Here is a 17,733-nt window from a genome sequence, read left to right on the forward strand (position 1 = left end):
ATTTGGTTCTCTTTTGGGAGAACCAAACTATTAACTTACGATAAAACACAATTGAATTATAGGCATGGAACTGCTAGAAAAAACACTCATTACCTCGCATGTTGTTACTGCTATTATATCTCTTTTAGCTGGACTATCATCCGCATTTATTGGAAAGAAAGGCGAAAAGTTGCACAGACAAGTAGGTAGGATATATTTCTGGTGCATGTTCTGGGTTTTCATTAGTGCAATGCTCATTATAAGCCTGATTAGATTCAACTCTTTCTTAATGGTGATTGCCGTTTTCAGCTTTTACATGGCCTTTTCGGGTTATAGAGTCATCAAGATTAAGAAAACGATGAAAGCCGCTCCCATTGACTGGATAGCAGCAGTTATCACCATGGGTTTCGGCTTAGTTATGATCGGTATGGGCGTTAATTATCTTATCGAATCAGATTTCTCATCCATACTCGGTTACCTCTGCCTTTTCTTCGGATACTTTACAACGCAAACAGGTAGGCTGAGTATCAAAGGATTCAAAAACTTAGCATCGGCTGAAAAAATGTGGTGGTGGTTTGCACATATGAATGCCATGGCCGGCAGTCTTATCGCTTCCATAACTGCTTTCCTTGTTCAAAACGGAGAAATATTCAAGGTTCCTTCGGAAATGAGTTGGATACTTTGGGTTTTACCTGCTTTTGTAGGCTCACCCATCATCAGTTATTGGAGCAGGAAATATCGAGCGCAGTTCAAATCACAATCTGTATAAATCTTATATTTAGAAATGAGGATTCCTGAATTTAAAAAACGCTGGCAAAACGAAATATTTCAAGGATTCTTGATTTTCATGCTTGGCTGTGCCATGTCATTCGCTTTCAATCCAAACATGGTGGATAAGAGCTGGATTATCATAAAATACAGTGTGTCCTACTCTGGGTTTATGTGGCTTTTCTTCTGGAAGGGGAATCAGTACTTAGTCGACTTTTGGAATAATAAAATTTCTTGGCTTGAAAACCCTGGGAAAAGATTCATCCTGGGCGTTCTAACTGTTTTCATCTATACTCCCCTGGTTATAGTTTTTCTAAATTGGGCCTATAATCTATTTCCTGGTGTAAGCACAACTTGGGGGAGCAACGATATTTGGATTTCGATCGGAATCACCTTTTTTATCTCCTTTTTTCTATTCGCAAAAACCTTTCTCGACAACTGGCGAAAAGCGTCGCTCGATTCAGAACGCATCAAGCGAGAACAAATGTCCTCGAAATATGAATCTCTCAAAAACCAAGTAAACCCACACTTCTTATTTAATAGTTTAAACGCATTAACAAACTTGGTTTACGAAAACCAAGATATGGCCGCAGATTTCATTAGAAAACTGTCAAAAGTTTATCGTTACGTACTTGATACTCAGTCTCAAGAAGTAGTTTCTTTGGAAAAGGAAATGGCGTTTGTGAAGTCCTATCTATTTCTTCAGGAAATCAGGTTCGACGATAAACTGAAGGTCAATATTGACATTGCTGGCCATGAGCAAAAAATGGTTCCTCCGATAGCGCTTCAAATGCTACTTGAAAATGCCATAAAACATAATACTATAGCAGAAGAGGAGCCACTAACTATTGATATCTCTGTTGAGAATAACGACATGCTGATTGTGAAAAACAATTTGCAAAAGAAGAATATCCCTATCGAAGAATCGGCAGGAGTAGGCCTAAAAAACATTATCGCTCGCTATGATTTCTTAAGTGAGCAGAAAGTAGAAATACAGGAAACAACATCTGAATTTATTGTCAAACTACCTCTATTGTCCTTTATACCATGAAAGTACTTATTGTAGAAGATGAATCAATGGCTGCAAAAAGGTTGATCTCCTTGCTCGAAAAACTTGATCCGACTATTGAAATATTAGCCAAATTGGATTCTGTAAAAAGAGCCGTTGCTTGGTTAAATGAAAACCAGGCAGATCTACTGTTTTTTGATATTCAACTTGCCGATGGGCTCAGTTTCGAAATTCTTGAGCAAGCACAAGTGACTTCCCCAATTATATTCACTACAGCATTTGATGAGTATGCAATCCAAGCTTTTAAACTCAATAGTGTTGACTATCTCCTGAAACCAATTGATCCAGAGGAATTAGAAAATGCACTCAATAAATATCAAAATCGGTTTCAATCTCAGCAACCAGCACAAGTCAATATGACACTCATTGAGCAGGCCGTTCAAATGATGACTAAAAAGTACAAAGAACGTTTTGTGGTGAAAATAGGGGAGCACATTCGAACGCTTGCGGTTTCTGAAACTGGGTTTTTCTTTAGTCAGGAAAAGGCTACGTACCTGCAAACCTTAGAACACAAGCGTTTTATTATTGACTATACCATGGAGCAGGTAGAACAACTTGTCGATCCCGAAAAATTCTTTCGTATCAATAGGAAATACCTCGTCACATTAGAAGCGGTTAAAGATATTGTTACTTACTCAAATAGTCGTTTAAGGCTAATTCTAAATGGATCTGACGAAATGGATGCCATTGTAAGTAGAGATAAAGTGCAGGAATTCAAAAAGTGGTTAGACAAGTAGTTGTATGAACAACTTAATAGTTAGTGATATTGGTTTAGTACACCTGATTTCGGCACTATTAGCAACGCTCACTGGTTCTATCGTGCTCATCATTACAAAAGGAACTCGGCGACATATTCAGCTCGGTTATGTCTATACTGGGTCAATGCTCGTGCTTAACATTACTGCCTTCATGACCTACAGGCTTTTCGGTGGGTTCGGAATATTTCACGTTGCTGCTGTTGCCAGTATGCTTACACTCATAGGAGGAATGGTTCCCATAATAAGACGCAAAGATAAGGGCTGGATTTACCGACATTTCTCATTTATGTACTGGTCAGTCATAGGCCTCTATGCCGCATTTGCCTCTGAAGCACTTACGCGTATACCGGAAACGCCATTTTTTGGAATGGTCGGTATTGCCACGGCGGCTATCATGATGCTTGGAACCGTATTCTTTGTCCGTTATAAGAAAGTTTGGCGACTACAGTTCGGAAAACTCGCATAACTAAGGCTTTAGGAATTAGTTCTTTCCATGTATATTTGGTTATGCGAAAACATCTTGTCGTATTCAGCTTAATTCTCTGTTCTATACCAGCCATTGCCCAAAAGCAAAACGAGTTATGGATTATGACCTACGTAAAAGTACTCCAGCCGGTGTATACTATGGTCGATAATAATGGATCGTTTGAAATTGATGATTCTGCCCCTCAAGATTCATCTTTCCTTTACAATTCAGGCTTAATGACTTTTAAGTTTGGCGCTCAAAATAGGGCGACAAGCATTTCTTGGGATGGTCCAGAAAAGTGGACCTTCGATTTAGACCAAAATGAAATACAACTTTACGGACAAAGGGACACTTTGTATGGAAAAGTTGAAAATAAGCAAATCGTTTTGAGTTCTACACTAGATGATCGACCGACATTTTATTATTTCGAAAAGTTAGATGCCAAAACACTATCCACAAATAATTTAGTAAGCAAAACCTATACCGTCAATATCGATAATCACATTCTCAGTAACAATAAACTCACATTTACAACCGATACTACTCAAGTATTTAATAACAAAGCGGGATCATTAAGGAAAGTATTCTTTACATATGACTTAGATGATATTAGTGCGTTTGAGTTTGACTTCTATCCTGAAGCAGGCACAGGGTTTCAGCAAGAACTGGGTACGGTCTACATTTTTCAGGATCAAGAGAATGAGTTAAAAGGGGTTTTCTTTCCCATATATGATGGCTTGGAAGTACCTGAGAGAAAGTACTTAAAACTAGAACCTCAAAATTAACCCTAGCCAAAGCATAAAAAATAGGCCTTAAACCACTTCATCAGTCCATTTTGTCTTCAATTCTCTTAAGCACATTGTAAACCTCTTGGTTTGACTTAATGACTTCATTAAAGCCTTTAATAATAGTGCCTGCGACTAGCAGAAAGAGAAGCACGACTATCGCAATCAATATGATAATGAATACATTCATCTGATCAAACTCTTCATGATTATATAAAATTAGTTAATAGACAATGCGCAATCCCTCTAACCTTAGAACCCACTAAAGTACATGAGCTACCTTTTTCATTTGTACATTCAGTAGTAGGGTGCCAACAAATATTAAATCTCCTTACCTCCATTTCTATGTACGTAATTGACTTATACTTGAATTCAGCCTGTTTTGCTTCAACTTTTTGATTTTGGAAAAAGGCTAGCATCAAGAATACTAAAAGAAATACACTGGTAATTCTTTTAAGGTAATGGAATAATTATACTTTATTTTCTTTTCTATAGTCTCTAATATTATTTTAGAGTTTTTCCAAACATATATAATACAATCTTATCAGACTAATATTATTTATATTTTTTCAAGAAACTATTTTGAGAAAACAAAAAGCCTTTCCTGAAATCAGGAAAGGCTTTTAATGTGATGCTTTAGAAATTTTTATCTACCGCCAGCTCTTTGCATTGGGTTAGAACCTGAAGATTGGCCTCTAGCTGCGCCTCCTCTACTTTTGAATAATTCAAATCTTGAAGGCTTGTTGATTCTTGGGAAACTATTGTTTTCCACATCAGTATCAGCAGTTTCTCTATCCGGATCGAGCGTAATCTGAACGACTTGCTTCTTCTTCATAAAAGCCTTAGTCACTTTCTCTTCATTCTTTCTCCAGATATAAGCAGGAATTCTGTCTACTTCTTTAGAACCATCAGCGAAAGTCCATTCAATAATTAAAGGCATCACTAAACCACCCACGTTAGAAAACTCTATTTCGTAGAAGTTGGCTTTATCGCCTAAAATAGCACGTTCATCATCAGACAACGAAGCGTCGAACCTCTCATAAGCAGCTTTAGCTTGATCTGTCACTTCAAACTGATCGTAAGAATAATAGAAGTCTTGAAGCCTTTCATCTTCTTCAACATAGAACTTACGTCCTTCAGCTCTATTTCTGTTTGCCGCCATTTGGCTTTGGGAATTCTTAGCTCTTTCTTTTAAGATTGGGTATTCAATTTCAGGGTTCTTAGTGCTTAATTGATACCATTTTACATCATCGATGGCAATGTCTACGTTGTCGATCGTGAAGTACCATCCTTTAATAAACCAGTCAATATCTACGGCAGAAGCATCTTCTAATGTTCTAAAAAGATCGTCTGGCGTTGGGTGTTTAAAGGCCCATCTTCTTGCATATTCTTTAAAGGCAAAGTCGAATAACTCACGACCCATAATGGTTTCACGAAGAATATTAAGTCCTGCAGCAGCTTTGGCATAAGCATTATTACCGAAGCCGATAATATTCTCTGAGTTAGTCATAATTGGCTCCAATTGTGTTTTTGGTAAAGCCATGTATGGAGCAATTTTGTGTGCTGGGCCTCTTCTATGCGGATAGTTTGGATCAAACTCTTGCTCTGTTAAATACTGCATGAATGTATTAAGCCCTTCATCCATCCAAGTCCACTGACGTTCGTCAGAATTCACAATCATCGGGAAGAAGTTGTGTCCTACTTCGTGAATAATTACACCAATAGCACCATATTTCGTTGATTCCGCATATGAGCCATCAGGCAATGTTCTTCCGTAGTTGAAACAAATCATTGGGTACTCCATACCATTTGATGCTTCCACTGAAATAGCTACTGGATATGGGTACGGAATTGTAAAATTAGAGTACGTACGAAGCGTATGTGCTACTGCTTTAGTAGAATATCTTTCGTAAATGCCATAGGCTTCTTTGGCGTAGTAAGACATAGCCATCGGCTTATCGCTTCTACCTTCAATCTCAACAGCCATTGCATCCCAAACGAATTTTCTTGAAGAAGTCCATGCAAAATCACGTACATCTTCGGCTTTATAATGCCACGTTTTTGTTCCTGAAGCTTTTGTCTTTTCGTTCTCTTTAGCTTCTTCCAAGGTCACAATTTTCACTGGCTCAACAAGCTCTTTTTGGGCTTGTGACCATCTCTTTTGCTGTTCAGAAGTAAGGATTGATTTAGCATTGCTTAAAACACCAGTAGACCCAACTACGTGGTCAGAAGGCACGGTCATTTTCACGTCATAATCGCCAAATGTCAAAGCGAACTCACCTCTACCCGTAAATTGCTTGTTATTCCAACCTTGGAAATCAGAGTAAACAGCCATTCTTGGAAACCATCCTGTGAGAGTATAGATATAATTGCCATCTTCTGGGAAATACTCATGTCCACCGCGTGCTCCAGAAATGGCTCTCGGCGTAGTATTGTACCACCATTTGATATTCAATTCAATTTTAGCACCTGGCTTTAATGTAGACTTTAGGTCAACGCGCATCATTGTTTGATTGATGATGTATTTCATATCGGCACCTTTTGCATCTTTGACTTCCATAATATGGAAACCCCAGTCATTGTCATGTCCATCTAATCCTTCAAGCTGGCCATAAGTCATTCTAGGACGAATGCTGCTTGGCTCATACTTATAGGAGTCATTATCCGGCTTTCTTACATTCTCATCTAGCGCAATCCACAGGTATTCAAGTGGGTCAGGAGAGTTATTATAATAAGTAATTGTTTCAGCCCCAGTTAGTCTTTGATTTTCATCATCTAACGTTGCTTCAATTTTATAATCTGCTTTTTGCTGCCAATACTGAGGTCCAGGGGCTCCTGATGCGGACCTGTATACACTAGGATCTCGCAACATTCGCTCAAGCTGCTCAAACCTTTTGCCGTGGTTACTATTTACCACCTGCGCAAAAGCACCGACACCCATAAATGTCATAGCCATTGTAATAAGCCAAAGTCTTTTCATTCTTAATTATGTTTAGTTTACCAAAATTTCGTTTCTATCATCATGGTCAAAGCTATTCCTCCGACAGCCGATGAAATTATTAAGTTCCAATCTCTTCTCGCCACATTAAATAGGTTTACGAAGACAAAAGAAATTATCATAAATACAAGTACAATGATAATCTGACCTAGTTCTAAACCTAGGTTGAAGGATAAAAGAGGCGTTACAAGACTGTCTTCTTTTCCTAAAATGCTTTTTAAATAATTTGAGAACCCTAAACCATGAATCAGGCCAAAGAACATTCCGAAGAAATAATTCATGTTCAAATTTGACGGCGTGAGCGCACTTTGTTTCCGCAGCATGTTGGACAAGGCTGTTATAAAGATAGTTACCGGTATTAGAAACTCGATCAGGTCGGAGCTCACATTTACAATTTCAAGCGTACTGAGGGCAAGTGTAATTGAATGACCGATGGTAAAAGCTGTAACCAAGATTAAGACCTTTTTCCAATCTTGTAGGAGGTAAATAGCACATAGAGCGACTAGGAACAAGATATGATCATACGCTTGCCAATCAAGGATATGTGCTCTTCCAATGTCGAAATACATGCCAAATTGGCTCATAAGGTGGATTTAATTAGGGTCCGGAATTTGTAAGGAATGCAATAATAAAGTTTAATTTTGAATCACCCTATAAAACTTAAAGGCATGCAGCTAAACCTTATTTATTCGGTTTTATTCAGTGCTTATCTGTTATGGCACCCCTTTCACGTAAGTGTTACAGATATTGAGCACAATGCGGAAACTAAATCTGTTCAAATAAGTCATCGTATTTTTCTTGATGATTTAGAAATGGGGCTAAAGCAGTTTCACAAGATTGAACGATTAGATACTTATGAACCGGAGAATCTGCAAGTTTTAGACAGCCTTATCGGGACTTATTTGAAGAAAAAAGTTTCGTTCTTAATCAATGGATCGAAAGAGGAATTCACTTTTCTTGGCTCTGAACTGGAAGGGGATGCTCGGTGGTGTTACTATGAAATATCAGACGTGGAAACGGTGAATGAGGCAGAAGTAACCAATATGGCTTTGATGGAAACCTTTGACGATCAACAAAACATTGTGCATTTTAAATCAAAAGGTAAGCTTAAGAGTTATAAGCTTGATAAAGACACTAAGTTCATCAACTTCAAATTCAACGAGTGAAATCCTACCTGCTACCTTTTCTACTTATTCTTACGCTATCATCATGCAATTTCGGCTCTAAATCAGAGCAAAATTTACCAATTGAGGTTCCTGAAGCGGTTCCTTCATTTGTAGACTATAAGGTAGAAAGGCTAATTGGTCAGAAAGGCCCCTGTGAGGCTGATAGCCTTTCCACCCAGTGTCTCGATTATAGCGTAGAGTACCCAAAATTAACGGGGAAAATCCCTGAGCGCGTTATTCAAAAAATCAATCAGAACATAAAACTAAATATTTTCGAGTATGCCTTTATATCCGAAAAGCCTGAAAGCTTCGAAAGTTTAGTGAGTGAGTTGGCAACAGCTTATAACGACGTATTGAAAGATATTCCTGAGTACAAGGCCTCTTGGTCAATGGAAGTAAATTCTGATATTATCTATCAGGATACAGCATTTATAAGTGTCGCTTCTACCATTTTTTCTTATACAGGAGGCGCACACCCTGACGCTTACCAAGTTTATAGAAGTTATGATTTAGCCACAGGTGACCCAATCAAGCTTAGCGATATTCTTGGCCTCGGTTTTGAAAGAGATTTAAATGAAGCGGCTGAGATTGAATTTAGAATGCTCAAAGAAATTCCGCCTTCACAAGCATTGAAGGTAAAGGGCTATTTCTTTGAAAACGGCAAGTTCGAGTTGAACGACAATTTCGCCATCATCAATAAAAGCTTAATTTTTTACTTCAACCCATTCGAAATAGCGCCTTATGCCGTAGGACCTACAGAATTGGAATTGAAATTGACAGATTACGTGAATTTAATTAAAGAGACAGGAGTACTAAATGCTTACAAGAATTAGCCATATCATTCTTTTCATTTGCCTAACATCAATTGGTTATGGGCAAACGGATAAAGCTGAGGTGACATTTTTCATCAAGAATGCGGGCATTACCGTTGATGGAACATTCAATGAAATATCAGTAACACAGAAATTCAATGCCGAAAATCTTAATGAATCTCGGTTTGAAGTAACTATCCCTACTAAATCCATTAATACAGGTAACAAAGCTAGAGATAAACACCTGAGAAAGACTAAATACTTCGATGTTGAAAATCATCCTAATTTAAGCTTCAAATCAAATCGTATTACCAAAACTAGCGAGGGCTATTCCATGCGAGGTGACTTAACCATAAAAGGGACGAAACGTGAAGTCCAGATTGATTTTACTTTAGATAAAAGCACGGATTCCTGGTTTTTCATTGGTGGCTTAGCGCTTGATAGAAGAGATTATAAAGTAGGTAAAAACCATTTAATACTTGGCGACAATGTAAGGATAGAAATAAAACTTCCTTATGCTTCGAACTGAAACTCATGATAAGGTTCCCAAACCTTACCATCATGTTTTAAAAGCCAAAAAGAGTCCACTTTGAAATCCGCTTGAAAGGACTTTGATTCAAATTCCGACCAGGCTTCGTTAAACTTCTCTTTTTTCAAGTCTCTAAATGCCACTGTCATATGAGGATGAAAACCCTTATTGTGTGTAGAATTGAATAGGTTCATTGACCTTTTGGTGTAATTAGAAAGCCTCTTTTGAAAATCAATCAGTTCTTGTGACTTCTTATTCTTAATAAATATTGACCTAGGCACAAAACAGTCAAATCCATCTAGTTGAATGGTAAATGATGATTCTTTAGTTGCATGCACAAGTAAGTTTTTCAATTTTTCTTCTTTATCAGCTCTCCAAAGGAAAGGCATATGAAGCGTTATGTGCCCTGGGGATCTCAAGGCTCCTTTACTATCATATTTTTCAAGGAAGTAATCTTTAATTTGAAGAACCTCACTTTGAAGTGGTTCTGGAGGAATTAATGCAAGAAAATATCGACGTTGATTCGGCTTCACGCAGGAAAACTAGTCATAATTCTTGTTTGAAGAAACATGTGATTGTTCTTACTCAACTGAATTTACAATTGCTTTGTTAGGGCTTACCGCGTGAATCAACTACCTTATTCATTGTATGAAAATATGGGCAAAAAACATCACATTTCTATCGCTAATATTACTGGTTTCGGCTTGTGGAAATCAGAAGAATCAAGCCTCCACTGGGGCTATAAACAATTTCAAGTTAGCGATAGTCGATTCAATTCAAGTTGACATTTTCGCGAATTACTTATCCTTAGTAGATGTACAAGATGGAACCGGAAACATCTTAGCACTTCGTAATGGACCACCCACAGCCTACATACTTGACCCTAAAGGAAAAGTGATCCGAAAATTTGAAAGGCCTGGTGATGATCCTCGTGGAGTAGGTAATTCAATACATTCTGGAGAGTTTTATGAAGATGGCGTCGCATTAATGGGCCAAATGCGTCTAAAAACATATGATATGGAGTTTAAAGTCAGAAAATCTCTCAAGCCACATTACAGCCCTACAGGAATGTTTTTTTCAGGGTATAATCATTTGATAGAGTTTGGAAACGAAAACAAACAGCTTTTCGCATTTTTCGGAGGGCCTCAAGTGAACACCAGCCCACTTAAAAAAGAATTCTACGAACAGTATAACATTGCTGATATTGTAGATCCAAATCTAGTAATCAGCAACGAGTCTCTTACAACCGAATTATCAAACGCAGAGCTTTTCAAGCCTATAGGAGAATTTACTCAAGATAGTAAGTACTTATCTGGCCGTGCATTTTACTTCATCACACCTGTTTTTGATGTTAAAGACAATGATTTGATTTATGCCTTTAAAGACGATACAACACTTTACAAACGACAATTACCTTCAGGTGAAATGTTTGAGCAATACAAAATACCTTTCGATAAGTTTATCAATTTTAACGGCTATGCTATGGGGCCAGCTGGTATTGCAGAACAAGACAAACCGAGTGATAGGTCGGGAAGAATATTAAAGGTTTTTAGTGTAGATGGGTTTGATATTGTCAATTACCATTCAGGCATGAAAATGTCTGAAATGCAAAAATTCGATAAAACTTCACCCGACATAAGACAAATACTTGCTAAAGAAGATTATCAAAAGTATTTGATTCTTAAAGACGGTCAACGAATGAATACAAGACTCAGAATTCCAGAAAAGATTGCCAGCCTTATAATATCTGATGATCAGGGATATATTTGGGCACAAAAAGACCTCAGTGATATTGACGAAGAACCTGAATTCATAACTTTCTACAAACTGAAAGTTGTAACTGACTAAACACTAACCAAAACCTTTAGACGTCACAAGAATTTCTTTCTGCCCTTTACAATTAGGGCAAAGCATTCCGTGAGATAATTCCCCTTTACCAGAACAATAGTAACAGGCTACTAACTTTTCCGTGACAACTTTTGGCACTTTGTCCAAAAAAGGCTGTGTATTTTTTCGCTTATAAGGTCTAAACTTTAATCTTTTTCTTCTTTTAAAAGCTGTTTGCATTACAGGCAATTTCATAAGAATTGGAAAAGATTCGATCATGGATTCAAAAGTGTCAAAGACATTTTTTTCATTTTTCTGCTCTACAACCCATTGCCTTCCAAATTTTAAATAATAGGCCTGTATGTCCTTTATAGTGTGTTTTTTAACCGCAGTCATAATAAAACCATTATTGGTAAGTAATATTTTGCCTGCCAGCTCTAATTAAGAATAGAAAAATAAAAAAATTAGATAATTATTTAAATCATATTAGTCATTATTTTAATATTTTAATGACTATCAGGAAATGAAGACTCCTGAAAACCATATCAGTTCTAAACAACCCTTAAGATTTTAAGAAATCCGCGTGCTGTTCTCCTACATAAGAATCTATTGTTTAGGGAAAGCATTTCATGTAAATTCCGCATCCTTAAAACCGACATAATGAAAAGAATTCTGAGTATTATCGTTTTACTACTTTTTGCCGTTACCAGCAGTTTTGCGCAATCTTTAAAAAGCCCTGATGACTTTTTGGGGTATGAGTTGGGTACTCGATTTACTCCTCACTATAAAGTAGTAGCCTATTACCAATACGTGGCCCGCGAAATGAGTAATGTAACTACTCAAGAGTATGGTCAAACCAATGAGCTTAGGCCTTTAATTGTGAACATGCTCTCTTCTCAAGAGAACATGGACAACTGGGAGCAAATTCGAACGGATAACCTAAAGCGTGCCAACCTTATGGCAGGAGATCCGGTTGGTGAAAAAATCGGAATTGTTTGGTTGAGCTACAATGTTCACGGAAACGAAGCCAATTCAACAGAAACGGCTATGAAAACATTGTATGAACTCGCTAGGCCTGATAACGCTAAATCAAAAGCGTGGTTAAAAAACACAGTAATTATCATGGACCCATGTGTCAACCCTGATGGTAGAGACAGATACTCTAACTGGATAAACCAAGTAGCTGGCACTACGCCAAACCCAAGCAGAGATGCAGCAGAGCACGATGAGCCTTGGCCAGGAGGAAGAGCCAACCATTACTTATTTGACTTAAATAGAGATTGGGCTTGGCAGAAGCAAATAGAGTCTCAGCATCGCATGAAACTTTATAATACCATCATGCCACATATTCATGTTGATTTTCATGAACAAGGCAGCAATAGCCCTTATTATTTCGCCCCGGCAGCTGAACCTGTTCACGAGCAGGTAACACAATGGCAAAGAGACTTACAAGAAATGATTGGTAAAAACCATGCAAAATATTTCGACGAAAATGGATGGTTGTTTTTTACCAAAGAGAGTTTTGATATTCTATACCCAAGCTATGGCGATTCTTACCCAATGTATAATGGTGCTATTGGTATGACTTACGAACAAGGGAGTAGTGACCTTGAAATCCTTACGGATGAAGGAGATACACTTAGGTTAAAAGATGCGATTGCTCATCACTATACGACAGGAATGTCTACTGTTGAAACGGCATCGGTCAATTCAACAAAAATGGTTGATGAGTTTACAGCTTATTTTGACAATGCTGTCAATAATCCAAAAGCCAAATTCAAGACCTATGTGATCAGAGGAACGAATCACCCTGATAAACTAGCGCAGTTAGAAGACTTCTTGAAAAGGCACCAGATTCAATATGGCACGGGTTCTACAAGAAAAGCAGTATCAGCATTCGATTATTCAACCGGAACTACGAAAAACATGTCAATTCAAAATGGCGATATCGTAATTTCTGCTTTCCAACCTAAAGCGGTTTTGGTTCAAGCATTTTTTGAGCCAGATACTTACACAAGCACCACCAACACCTACGATATTACTGCATGGGCAGCACCTTATATGCTAGGTTTAGAAGCTTTTGCCACAGAAACTAAAGTAAATGTGAGCCCTGCTGAAATCACTATTGCAAAACCTGAAAAGGTATTAGTTGGTAATAAACCGGCTGCTTATTTAGCGAAATGGGAGACGCTTGAGGATGCTAAATTCCTTGGTGAACTACTGAAGCATGATATTAAGATTCGTTACGCAGTAGAGAAGTTTAGCGTTACCGGAAGGGAGTTCAACCCGGGTACAATAATCATTACTCGAAAAGGTAATACCAGCATGAAAGGCAAGTTCGACGAGCTTGTAAAAAGCACTGCTTCCAAATATAACCGAAGCCTTTACTCTACCCCTACAACGTTTGTTGAGTCTGGAAAAGACTTTGGTTCTAATAATGTGCCATTCATTCAAAAACCGAAAGTCCTAGCGCTTCGCGGCAATGGTGTTTCATCACTTGGTTTTGGTGAGTTCTGGTATTTTATGGAGCAAGAACTCAACTACCCGATTACCATGGTAAATACAGATGCCTTCGGCAGAGTAAACCTAGACAACTACAACGTTATCGTAATGCCATCAGGTGGGTACGGAAGTATCTTAACTGAAGCGGGCATGAAAACACTCATGGATTGGGTAAGAAGAGGTGGAAAAGTGATAGCGATAGAAAGAGCAATCAATTCATTTGTTGGCAAAAAAGGTTTCCAACTGAAACGAACTTCTGAAGATAACAAGCCTAAAAAGAGAACGGCTGAAGAAAAAGAAAAGAATGCCCTTACAGCTTACGCTGATCGTGGAAAACGATTTGAAGATTCTAGGTTGCCGGGTGCTATTTTTAAATTAAAAATTGACAATACACATCCATTAGGGTTTGGCTATAGCAACCAATACTTCACAATAAAAAACAATAGTTCTAGATTGGCTTACCTACCAAATGGTTGGAATGTAGGCACCATCGAAAGTGCGGAGTCTCATGTTTCTGGAGTTGCAGGTAAAGATGCTAAAGCACAATTGGCTAAATCAATGGTGTTTGGTGTTGAAAATAAAGGTGGTGGTGCCATGATTTATTTTGCCGACAACCCTCTTTTCCGTGCATTCTGGGAAAACGGGAAGATGTTTATGGCAAACGCGATTTTCTTAGTAGGGCAATAAACAGACTCCTATCATTTCAGCTAAAGCAAAAGATCTCATCAAGTCAAACAAAGTTCTATTTAGAGGTTTGATTGGCTTGATGGTAATCTTCCCTTTTTATGCTGAAATGACTCGTGAATCATCGGTTTACGCACCTTATACTTTAAGTGGTTATCTAATTGAAGGCTCAAGTGTGCAAGAAAAATTTACGTTGTACTCCTATGAGTTAGCAGATACGGTTACAGTAGAATTCAATCAGGATGTTCAGCATCTTTTGCGCTCTAAAAATTTAGTCTTACCGGAAAAAGGAGAGTATTTAGAGTTCAGTATTTCGTATAGCTTGAATGTGAAAATCCGAAGAGGAATAGACATAAGCTCAACTATTAAAGCTTATTCATATTGGTCAGATGACGACACGTTTGTCGACTTTGAAGAATATGAAGAACTGATCGAAAGTAGAAATCAGTATAACTTTTATTTAAAATTATTACTCGGTTTGTTACTGGTTATTCTAACCAATTTGATTCACAAACGCTGGTTTTCCATTATTGATTATTTAGAGCGGTTTTCTGATAAAATAAATGCCAAAGTCGATCCGATTTCAACAAAGTCAACTGATTACCAAGAATATAGAGTACAACTTGAAGAAGAAAAGTATACCGGTAATTTCAAAGCAACCAATATTAACCCAAATAAGGTATATCGAAGAGCGTATGATATTCAATCTGCCGAATTTAATTTCGGGTTTTTCCTTTTTGGATTCACTTTACTAGCTGGTGCGCTTTATTATTTCAATCGAAGTTTGGGTGCGCAAGAGGTAATAATCCTCTTCATACTTTATTCTTTTCAGGCCTTCATAAAATTCAAAAAAGGTGAACGCATTATAATCAATGAAAAGGGCATAAAATGGGACAAAGAAAAGTATTTGCCTTGGGAAGACGTACAGTTCTCTTACATATACCTCGATGCTGAAAAATCAAGCCTTTTGCTGAAACTTCATGGTAAAAATGAGCCTGTTCTTATACCGGTCGAAAACCTAACTCTGACACCCAAGCAAATCGGAAGTATTGTGGCAAAGTTTACTGATACAAAGAATCCGAACGAATAATCCATTCTCCTAAAGCGAAGAAAACAGCTTGGCTACATTTTGTTTCTGTGTTCGTGATACGGGTACTTCATCCTGGTTCTCCATAACCAAATAGCCTCCATCTTTGCGAACATAGCGCTCCAAGAATTTCTGGTTGATAAGGTGCGACTGATGTACTCTTGAGAATCCATGGTCTTTCAATAAATCATAGAAATGACCTAAATTTTTAGACACGATAATACGTTCACCATGCTGCAGAACAAAAGTGGAATAATTGTTATCGGCCTCTATCCGAACGATTTTATCAATATCAATCAAACGGACTTCATCGATAAGACTCAGGGCAATTTTCTTCGTTTCACCATTTAAGAAATGACCTAGGTTTTTAAGCTTCCTGTTATCATTTTCTGTAAGTGATTTGATCTTTTCTACTGCCCCAATAAGCTCTTCCTTATCAATTGGCTTTAAAATGTAATCGAGGGCACTAAATTTTATGGCCTTTAAGGCATAGGAATCATAAGCAGTAATAAATATGACTTGGAAATTTTGATTTGGGAAATGCTCCAAGAGCGAAAAGCCGTTGGCTCCAGGCATTTCAATGTCTAAAAACACCACCTCTGGAGAGGTGGTGTTTATAAGTGTTTTTGCTTCGACTACCGATGATGCTTGACCAATTATCTCAATTTTGGGACAATATTTAGACAATAGCCCAAATAGATTCTCCCTATTATTAAGCTCGTCATCAACAATTATGGCCGTAAACTGTCTCATTTTATAAGTTTAATGGTAAACGAATAATGACAACAAACCCCTTTTCAGAAGACGATCTAGTTTTGACACCTATTTCGGATTCTATACCTAGTTGCTTTCTAATTATCTCCATACGTTCTTTTCCCAAGCTCATGCCCCTTCCTTCTTTAATCTCAGTAGTAGCTGGCTTACCATTATCACTAATTTGAAGAACTAAACTAGAATGCTCTACATTCACCTGTACCTTAATTTCCGTGGCACCACAATTACCTACTCCATGTAGCACCGCATTTTCTAAGTATGGTTGTAAAATCATAGTAGGCACCAGCAAGTTTTGATCAATCGCTTCAGCAACCTCAATTTCAAAGTCAAAAGGATTTCTCATATTTTCTAGCGCTAAATAGAGCTGACTTAACTTTATTTCTTCATCAATACTATGCAATGATTCATCAGATTGGGACAACACTGTTCTCATTAAACGAGATAGTTTCACTATATAATCGTTTGCCTTTTCCGTGTCATTCTTATTTACCAAGTTTTGAATTGCATTTAGTGCATTGAATAAAAAGTGCGGGTTCAGTTGTGATCGAATTGCCTTGAGTTCAGCCTCAGATAGTTGTTTTAAGAGATCTGCATTCTGAAGTTTTCTTGAAACATTAATTCTGTAGATAATGAAAAAAATAAGCGTTAAGGCAAAGGCTATTATAATCCAATACCCCCACATTTTCCAGAAGTCTCGCTTAATAGTAAATTCAAAAGTATCAGTATTACTACCGTAAGCTTTCTGATCGTTCACTACTGTTATCTTGTATTCACCGGGTTTTAAATCGGTTAAGCCCATCACCCAGTTAAAGAGCATGTAGTTGTCTTTAAACTCCAAGACCTTACCATCCTTTTCAACGATTAAATCTGTTTCTTCATAGTTGCCTGTAATATTAATGTAGATGGCATTCTCATTTTGCGGTAATACAAGGTCCGTAGGAAGCTCCGTTCCTCCGGTAGATGTATAGCCCTTTTCCTTCCATACATCGTACTTTCTGGTGGTAATATCAAAGATATCTTTACCGTAAGACTCCTTGATTAGCTCCACAATTTCACTGCCTAATAAGACCTCTTCGATCATCGGAGATTTGTAGTCAATCCGATATTGAAAATTGATTAACTCGGTTGATTCGTGCCCATCAGTGTAATTCACTAGAACTGTTCCTTTGGATGCTGGACTATGAGATACTGAACCCAATAAAGCCACTTTTTTACCCCCGTAATCTGCCCCAAAGTTTTCTATTGGCTTTAGTTTACTGTCTGAACGCCTGCCAAAAGTATACCCTTCCTTATTTTCATCTGTTATCGTTGGGAGGAAAAGTACAATGATGGCATCATACGGTATGACAAGGTTCTTTGGTAAACCGCTATCGTCAAAACCATCGTAAAAAGATGAAGGATCATAAGCATTCCCTTCACGGTCCATGACCTTAATTCCTAGAGGTAATTTACCTTTAGTAATAATAGCTTCTTGTGCTTTGACCGAAACACAACAAACCAATAAGAGTACTGATATTAAAATTCGCATT

General features: G+C 37.7%; 18 protein-coding genes. 11 read left to right on the forward strand and 7 right to left on the reverse strand.

The window, feature by feature from the left end; all coding sequences use genetic code 11:
- The first annotated feature begins 64 nt into the window (after positions 1–64).
- Genes JXQ92_RS02710 through JXQ92_RS02730 form a run of 5 tightly spaced genes read left to right on the forward strand, consistent with a single transcriptional unit; the run spans position 65 to position 3,825 of the window.
- Complete coding sequence (locus tag JXQ92_RS02710; protein WP_421985038.1) at positions 65–748, forward strand: hypothetical protein; 684 nt, start codon at positions 65–67, stop codon at positions 746–748.
- Positions 749–763: 15 nt separating this feature from the next.
- Positions 764–1,798, forward strand: coding sequence for a sensor histidine kinase (locus tag JXQ92_RS02715; RefSeq protein ID WP_421985039.1), 1,035 nt, complete (start codon positions 764–766; stop codon positions 1,796–1,798).
- Positions 1,795–2,553: a LytR/AlgR family response regulator transcription factor gene (locus JXQ92_RS02720; RefSeq protein ID WP_421985040.1), complete on the forward strand. Its 759-nt coding sequence runs from the start codon at positions 1,795–1,797 to the stop codon at positions 2,551–2,553. The genes JXQ92_RS02715 and JXQ92_RS02720 overlap by 4 nt, the downstream gene beginning before the upstream one ends.
- A 4-nt stretch (positions 2,554–2,557) precedes the next feature.
- A complete protein-coding gene (locus JXQ92_RS02725; protein WP_421985041.1) occupies positions 2,558–3,040 on the forward strand; it encodes a DUF2306 domain-containing protein in 483 nt (160 codons plus the stop codon).
- Positions 3,041–3,081: 41 nt separating this feature from the next.
- Entirely contained in the window at positions 3,082–3,825 is a 744-nt protein-coding gene (locus tag JXQ92_RS02730) for a hypothetical protein (protein WP_421985042.1), read from the forward strand.
- A gap of 40 nt (positions 3,826–3,865) precedes the next feature.
- Here JXQ92_RS02730 and JXQ92_RS02735 read toward each other — a convergent pair whose 3' ends face one another.
- The 3 genes from JXQ92_RS02735 to JXQ92_RS02745 form a co-directional block, all read right to left on the reverse strand.
- Positions 3,866–4,015, reverse strand: coding sequence for a hypothetical protein (locus tag JXQ92_RS02735; protein ID WP_421985043.1), 150 nt, complete (start codon positions 4,013–4,015; stop codon positions 3,866–3,868).
- A gap of 456 nt (positions 4,016–4,471) precedes the next feature.
- On the reverse strand, positions 4,472–6,805 hold the full coding sequence (locus tag JXQ92_RS02740; RefSeq protein WP_421985044.1) for a M1 family metallopeptidase: 2,334 nt from the start codon (positions 6,803–6,805) through the stop codon (positions 4,472–4,474).
- 17 nt (positions 6,806–6,822) lie between these two features.
- Positions 6,823–7,407 (reverse strand): HupE/UreJ family protein, encoded by a 585-nt coding sequence (locus tag JXQ92_RS02745; RefSeq protein ID WP_421985045.1) that lies wholly within the window; start codon positions 7,405–7,407, stop codon positions 6,823–6,825.
- A gap of 84 nt (positions 7,408–7,491) precedes the next feature.
- On the opposite strand from JXQ92_RS02745, the gene JXQ92_RS02750 reads away from it, so the two are divergent.
- Genes JXQ92_RS02750 through JXQ92_RS02760 form a run of 3 tightly spaced genes read left to right on the forward strand, consistent with a single transcriptional unit; the run spans position 7,492 to position 9,330 of the window.
- On the forward strand, positions 7,492–7,989 hold the full coding sequence (locus JXQ92_RS02750) for a DUF6702 family protein (RefSeq protein ID WP_421985046.1): 498 nt from the start codon (positions 7,492–7,494) through the stop codon (positions 7,987–7,989).
- On the forward strand, positions 7,986–8,822 hold the full coding sequence (locus tag JXQ92_RS02755; RefSeq protein ID WP_421985047.1) for a DUF3298 domain-containing protein: 837 nt from the start codon (positions 7,986–7,988) through the stop codon (positions 8,820–8,822). The genes JXQ92_RS02750 and JXQ92_RS02755 overlap by 4 nt, the downstream gene beginning before the upstream one ends.
- Complete coding sequence (locus JXQ92_RS02760) at positions 8,806–9,330, forward strand: YceI family protein (protein ID WP_421985048.1); 525 nt, start codon at positions 8,806–8,808, stop codon at positions 9,328–9,330. Before JXQ92_RS02755 ends, JXQ92_RS02760 begins: the two co-directional genes overlap by 17 nt.
- On the opposite strand, the gene JXQ92_RS02765 is transcribed toward JXQ92_RS02760, so the two are convergent.
- Complete coding sequence (locus JXQ92_RS02765; protein ID WP_421985049.1) at positions 9,315–9,863, reverse strand: 2'-5' RNA ligase family protein; 549 nt, start codon at positions 9,861–9,863, stop codon at positions 9,315–9,317. The two genes, JXQ92_RS02760 and JXQ92_RS02765, sit on opposite strands and share 16 nt — an antisense overlap.
- Before the next feature lie 115 nt (positions 9,864–9,978).
- On the opposite strand from JXQ92_RS02765, the gene JXQ92_RS02770 reads away from it, so the two are divergent.
- Positions 9,979–11,178, forward strand: a complete 1,200-nt coding sequence (locus JXQ92_RS02770) for a hypothetical protein (RefSeq protein ID WP_421985050.1) — start codon at positions 9,979–9,981, stop codon at positions 11,176–11,178.
- 3 nt (positions 11,179–11,181) lie between these two features.
- Here JXQ92_RS02770 and JXQ92_RS02775 read toward each other — a convergent pair whose 3' ends face one another.
- The gene (locus JXQ92_RS02775) at positions 11,182–11,553 is read right to left on the reverse strand and encodes a hypothetical protein (protein ID WP_421985051.1); all 372 of its coding nucleotides are present in this window, start codon (positions 11,551–11,553) and stop codon (positions 11,182–11,184) included.
- Positions 11,554–11,817: 264 nt separating this feature from the next.
- On the opposite strand from JXQ92_RS02775, the gene JXQ92_RS02780 reads away from it, so the two are divergent.
- Both JXQ92_RS02780 and JXQ92_RS02785 read left to right on the forward strand, forming a co-directional pair.
- The gene (locus tag JXQ92_RS02780; RefSeq protein ID WP_421985052.1) at positions 11,818–14,346 is read left to right on the forward strand and encodes a M14 family metallopeptidase; all 2,529 of its coding nucleotides are present in this window, start codon (positions 11,818–11,820) and stop codon (positions 14,344–14,346) included.
- 76 nt (positions 14,347–14,422) lie between these two features.
- Entirely contained in the window at positions 14,423–15,433 is a 1,011-nt protein-coding gene (locus tag JXQ92_RS02785) for a hypothetical protein (protein WP_421985053.1), read from the forward strand.
- A gap of 9 nt (positions 15,434–15,442) precedes the next feature.
- On the opposite strand, the gene JXQ92_RS02790 is transcribed toward JXQ92_RS02785, so the two are convergent.
- Both JXQ92_RS02790 and JXQ92_RS02795 read right to left on the reverse strand, forming a co-directional pair.
- Positions 15,443–16,183: a LytR/AlgR family response regulator transcription factor gene (locus tag JXQ92_RS02790; RefSeq protein ID WP_421985054.1), complete on the reverse strand. Its 741-nt coding sequence runs from the start codon at positions 16,181–16,183 to the stop codon at positions 15,443–15,445.
- 1 nt (position 16,184) lies between these two features.
- Complete coding sequence (locus JXQ92_RS02795; RefSeq protein ID WP_421985055.1) at positions 16,185–17,732, reverse strand: sensor histidine kinase; 1,548 nt, start codon at positions 17,730–17,732, stop codon at positions 16,185–16,187.
- Position 17,733 lies beyond the last annotated feature (1 nt).

This window comes from Roseivirga sp. (genome assembly GCF_049099775.1).
Taxonomy (GTDB): Bacteria; Bacteroidota; Bacteroidia; order Cytophagales; family Cyclobacteriaceae; genus Roseivirga.